Raw genomic sequence first — 5,715 nt, 5'->3', positions numbered from 1 at the left:
CATATTTTTTCACATAAAAAACCAGCAATTTATATGCTGGTTTTTTATAGAATAAATTATTAATTGCCCTGAACTAATCTGCGCGCACTAATAATTCCAGGTTGTTGTTCTAAACGGGCTAAAAGTCTAGAAAGCTGAGCCAAGCCTTTAACCTCGATCAATAACTTCATGTTTGCAATGCCATCGTTTTCCGAGATGGTATTGACCTGACGAATATTGATCTGATCTGAGAAAATCACCTGAGTCAAGTCCTTGAGTAAACCACGACGATCATATGCTTCGACAACAATCTGTACACTTTGACCACGGGTCGGTTGCATTTCCCAATCCGCTTCAACAGCTCTTTCCGGTTCTTGTTTAATCATACGCATATAGTCAGGACAAGCAATTTTATGAATGCTCACACCGCGATTCAAAGTGATATATCCACCAATAGATTCACCATGTACAGGCTGACAGCATTGTGCGATATGCAACTCTACATTGTCCAAACCATCTATCAAGATTCCATGTGCAGAAAGTGTGTGGCTAGCACGCGGATTAAGTGTCGGTTTTAAAACAAGTTCTGGTTCATCTTGATCCAGATGCATATGGCGATTGACTTGGTTGATAAGTGCATGCAGGCTAATATCACCACTGACTAGGGCAACCAGAATATCATCACCATTTTTGACATTAAAATGATTACAATAATCATTTAAATCAATGCTTTTCGGGTGAATCGCTAAACGGGACAATTCTTTATTCAGAATATCACGTCCGACTTCCAGGTTTTTACTTCTATCCTGTTGTTTAAACCAATGACGAAGCTTGTCACGTGCCCGCGCTGTCTTAATATAACCAAGCGAGTTCACCAACCAGTCACGATTAGGTTCCCGATCTTTCTTGGTTAATATTTCAACTTGCTCACCAGTTTTTAAAGTGTAAGTTAAAGGCACATAGCGCTGATTCACCCGTGCTGCATAGCATTTGTTTCCAACTTCAGTATGGACATGATACGCAAAATCTAAAACTGTAGAGCCACGTGGTAACTCTTTAATGTCACCATCTCGACTGAACACATAAATTTTCTCAAAATCTTCAAAATCTTGAAGCTGATCAAAAGTTTCTGTGTCATCTTCATTTGGATGAGCACCTGTCTCATTACGTTCCTGATAATGTTCAAGTACTGAACGTAAAGAGTGTAATCGATGATTAAATGAATAATCTGTCGATTTTGAACCTTCTTTATAATTAAAATGCGAACAGACCCCAAGCTCAGCTTCTTCATGCATCTCTAAGGTACGGATCTGTATCTCCAGAGATTTATTTTCAGCAATGACGGCAGTATGTAATGAACGGTATCCATTCGCTTTTGGATTGGTAATATAATCATCAAACTGATGAGGGATATGTCTCCAGATCTGATGCACGATCCCCAAAGTGTGGTAACACTCAGGAACACTTTTTACCAATACCCGCACAGCACGAATATCATAAAGCTGGTCAAAACTTAAGTTTTTACTCTTCATTTTTCGATAGATCGAGTAAATATGTTTTACCCGACCTGAAATTTCAGCCTCAATCCCGTGATCAGCCAGTTCATTCTTTAATTTTTCAACCACAAACTGAATATATTGTTCACGCTCAAGACGCTTTTCATTAAGTAATGATGCAATTTCCTTATAACGTTCTGGTGCAAGATAACGGAATGCTAAATCTTCCAGTTCCCACTTTAACTGAGCAATCCCCAAACGGTGCGCAAGTGGTGAATAAATGGTTAAAATTTCACGGGCTACGCGTTCTTGACGTTCTTTAGGAGAGTGTGCCAACTCACGTAAGGCATATGTACGCTCTGCCAGCTTGATCAATACCACACGCACATCTTCAGTTACAGAGATCAGCATTTTGTAGATGCCTGTGAGATGCTCTCTCTGGTTATTGTTAAAGTGGTCTTCTAAGCGTTTGTTTTTTTCAATTAATTCAGAAAGCTTACCCATGGCCAAAGTACCTTGGACAAGGTTATAAACCTGCTCCCCAAATTTTTGCTGTATTTCTTCTAATGTAGTTAAACCTTCACGCACACTTCTATACAAAACTGCTGCAACTAATGTATCTTCATCTACGTGTAAATGAGCAAGGATATCAGCCATACCTATACCAGTTGTAAAGGTATTGGAACGATGGCTTCCTGTCGTTTCTAACTCTTTTTGTAGTACGAGTCTCGCTACTTCTTCTAACTGCTTAAGCTCGGCACCATCTAAAATCGCACGTACTCGGTCTAACCAGGTTGTTAGAGCCGTTTGTGCTTCTGCGGCATGCTCAACAGTCGCTTCCTCTGATAACTCATTGAGTTGCCCAGGAAGTTGCTCACGTACTGTGACCATACCATTCTCCTTTCAAAATAAAACTCATTTCTAATCGTTTATCTCTAAATTCTTTTCAAATAAAGCAATTGATTCAACATGTCCTGTGTGGGTAAACATGTCCATAACCCCTGCTTTTTTTAACTGATAACCGTATTTTGTTAATATCCCTGCATCTCGTGCAAGAGTCGCAGGATTACATGATACATAAACGATTCTTTTTGCACCAAAATTAGGCACATAATGCATTATTTCTTCAGCGCCTGCACGTGGCGGGTCTATTAATAATGCATCAAATCCCTGATTTGCCCAATAATGTTGCGAAAAGTCTTTTGTTAAATCTTGTGAATAGAATGTAACATTCTGAATGCCATTTTTTAGTGCATTTTCAGTTCCACGTTCCACCATTGCTTCACTGCCTTCAACAGCAACCACTTTTCCATTTTCTCCAACTTGACGGGCGAGAGGTAAAGAAAAATTTCCTAATCCACAAAATAAATCTAGAACCCTTTCTCCATGCTTCAAGTCAAGCAAATCACATGCCAATTTTACCATTTGTGGATTTACAGTTGGATTGACTTGTGTAAAATCTTGCGGATGAAATGCAAACTCGAGATTAAAATCAGGTAGTGAATAATGCAGTCGCTCAGGTTCATTTATATGATCTATACGATGAATATGCTTTGGTGCATTAGGTTGCAAATACAATTGCCAGCCTAACTGCAACGTAAACTGCTTTAAAATTTCAATATCCGATACAGGCAAGTTTTCAGTATGTCGAACAACCAATGCAATATCCTGATCACCTTTTGCTAATTCTACATGACCAATTGCTGCTTTGCCTTTTAGACTTTCGAGTATTCTTTTTAGCTCAGGAAGACTTTGGTCTAATGTAAATTCCAGTACCTTGCAAGTTTTTATTTCGACCAGACGATTACTGCTTACTTCCCGAAAGCCCATTAATAGTTTTTGTTTTTGTGGAAGATAACGAACACCCAGGCGGGCTTTATGACGATAATCTGTTCGAGTTGAACGTAAGGGTTTTAACCACTGTTCTGGTTGTAAACCGGCAAAATGGCTAAGATGAGACTTTAAAACATCTTGTTTGAAGCGGATTTGCTCGTCTGGATGGATATGCTGGACATTACATCCACCACAAATTCCAAAATGTGGACATATCGGTTCTATACGATATGGGTTGGCATCACTTTCAAGCTCTATACAATCTGCTTCTTCTAATTTTTTAGTATCTTTAGTGATGCTGGCTAACACAATTTCACCAGGCAAGGCATATCTGATAAAAACTTTCTTACCTTGTTTTTCTACAGGGTGAGCAAACTCTTGTGAATAATGTGCTATCCCTCTCCCTTCATGTGAAAGAGACTCAACTTTAAACTGAAAAGTTTGAGGTTGAGATGAATGAGGTTTAGCTCTGTGTTTCAAATGAATACCTAATCAGTTGCAGGGAAATCCAAAGATGTAAATTCAGTTTGTTGAGAACGTTCTCGCCAAACCTGAAGAAAATCTTGTTGCTGAGGCTGCCCTTGTAAATAGTGAATCGTTGCCTGAATCCATAAACGATGGTCTTCAATCAATAACTGCCCTTTCAAAAGCAGCCAACGCAAGTAAATTAGCCATGTGTTAAGCACATCACCTTCGCAATAGCTGGTCAGTTTCAGCCATTGCTGATTTTTTACATACTCAGGAACGAAATAACCTGATTCACCACGCTTACCTGGATAACCTAATAAATGTGCAATATCATCCAGTTTTTGGAAATTGCGACCATTAAACATTGCCATCACATCCATTAAGTCAACATGTCTATGGTGATAACGGTTCTGATAGTTATTATACCTTTTTTGTGTATCAATCTCACCTTGATCAAACAAACTTGGTGCAGATAGTCCATGATACATGGCACGATATAAAATTACGGGTAAATCAAATTGCGATCCATTCCAGCTTACAAGTGTCGGATGACGTTTATCAAAAATGGATAGGAATTTTTTAAGAATTTCGGCTTCAGAAAAATGCTCCTGACTAAATGAAAACAGTTTCATTGCCCCGTTTTCATCTATCCATAAGCCAGCAATACATGCTATTTCATGTAAAGGCAAACGCTGGAAATCCATTCCAGCTTCCTGCCTGCGTAATTTTGTTAAAGCTTGTTCCAAATCAGCTTCTGGTAAATCAAGACCATATAAATGCGCACCAGATTTGAGATCTGTCAGGGTTTCTATATCAAAAACTAAAACTGGAAAACGCATGTATATATTTTACCTCATTGATTTATTCTTCATCTTCTACTGAAAACAAGCCTGTAGATAAGTAACGATCACCACGATCACAAACAATACAAACAATAACAGCATCTGGATTTTCTTCTGCAAGACGAAGCGAAGCCCATACGGCTCCACCCGAAGATGTCCCTGCACTAATACCTTCAACTCGTGCTAATTTGCGCATGGTTTTTTCCGCATCAATCTGTGAAATATCCATGATACGATCCACACGTTTTGGATCAAAAATAGTCGGTAAATACTCCTGCGGCCAACGGCGAATACCAGCAATATTTGAACCTTCAGAAGGCTGCAAACCCACGATTTGAATCTCTGGGTTTTGTTCTTTTAAATATTTTGCCACGCCCATGATGGTGCCCGTAGTCCCCATAGAACTGACAAAATGTGTAATTTTACCACCCGTTTGCTGCCAGATTTCTGGACCTGTCGTTAAGTAATGAGCTTCGACATTGTCTGGATTACCAAACTGGTTTAAAACCAGCCCTTTGCCTTCCTGCTGCATTTGTAATGCTAAATCACGAGCAGTTTCCATACTGGTTGCTTCAATCAGCTCAGCACCATAAGAACGCATTGAATCCTTACGCTCCTGACTCGAATTTCCGGGCATGATCAAAATCATTTTATAGCCACGCATGGCAGCAACCATAGCCAATGCAATACCTGTATTTCCACTGGTCGCCTCAATTAATGTATCACCCGGTTTGATTTGCCCGCGTTTTTCAGCCTGCATAATCATATTATAGGCAGGACGATCCTTCACCGAACCTGCTGGGTTATTGCCTTCCAATTTGGCCAATACTGTCGCTTGAGTGTGACTTGCCAAACGTTGTAAACGCACGAGCGGAGTTTTTCCAACGTAGTGGCCTAACAAAAATTCGTCTGCTAAGAAATCAGGATTTGTATTACTCATCATTTGTACCGATGTCGAGGTGCGACTATTGTATGTAAAAATAAATTCTCCTGCACATATTTCAGCAGCTTTTTAAACGAATTGCTCATTGTAAAACCATTCGAATTCTTTCAGTTTTTATTGAATAAATATTTATTGAATAAAATGAATTATATAT

The 5,715-nt window shown here is 39.2% G+C and carries 4 protein-coding genes; all 4 read right to left on the bottom strand.

Annotated elements, in window-relative coordinates:
- Positions 1-59: 59 nt before the first annotated feature.
- The 4 genes from KPC_RS17275 to cysM are packed head-to-tail and all read right to left on the bottom strand — an operon-like array spanning position 60 to position 5,558.
- Complete coding sequence (locus tag KPC_RS17275; RefSeq protein WP_121975587.1) at positions 60-2,366, bottom strand: RelA/SpoT family protein; 2,307 nt, start codon at positions 2,364-2,366, stop codon at positions 60-62.
- Positions 2,367-2,396: 30 nt separating this feature from the next.
- Positions 2,397-3,788, bottom strand: a complete 1,392-nt coding sequence (gene rlmD / locus KPC_RS17270) for a 23S rRNA (uracil(1939)-C(5))-methyltransferase RlmD (RefSeq protein WP_121975586.1) — start codon at positions 3,786-3,788, stop codon at positions 2,397-2,399.
- An 8-nt stretch (positions 3,789-3,796) separates the two neighbouring features.
- The gene (locus KPC_RS17265) at positions 3,797-4,615 is read right to left on the bottom strand and encodes a 3'-5' exonuclease (protein WP_121975585.1); all 819 of its coding nucleotides are present in this window, start codon (positions 4,613-4,615) and stop codon (positions 3,797-3,799) included.
- A 22-nt stretch (positions 4,616-4,637) separates the two neighbouring features.
- Positions 4,638-5,558, bottom strand: a complete 921-nt coding sequence (cysM, locus tag KPC_RS17260; RefSeq protein ID WP_121975584.1) for a cysteine synthase CysM — start codon at positions 5,556-5,558, stop codon at positions 4,638-4,640.
- Positions 5,559-5,715 lie beyond the last annotated feature (157 nt).

Origin of the sequence: Acinetobacter stercoris (assembly GCF_900323515.1) — a bacterium.
GTDB classification, from domain to species: Bacteria; Pseudomonadota; Gammaproteobacteria; order Pseudomonadales; family Moraxellaceae; genus Acinetobacter; species Acinetobacter stercoris.
The sequence above is the reverse complement of the archived record's forward strand: the minus strand, read 5'-3'. Positions and strand labels throughout refer to the sequence as shown.

What these genes read in the sequence shown, in the direction of transcription:
- KPC_RS17275 (WP_121975587.1), bottom strand. Translation starts at nt 2,366, where the DNA reads ATGGTCACAGTACGTGAGCAACTTCCTGGGCAACTCAATGAGTTATCA.
- KPC_RS17265 (WP_121975585.1), bottom strand. Translation starts at nt 4,615, where the DNA reads ATGCGTTTTCCAGTTTTAGTTTTTGATATAGAAACCCTGACAGATCTC.
- cysM (WP_121975584.1), bottom strand. Translation starts at nt 5,558, where the DNA reads ATGAGTAATACAAATCCTGATTTCTTAGCAGACGAATTTTTGTTAGGC.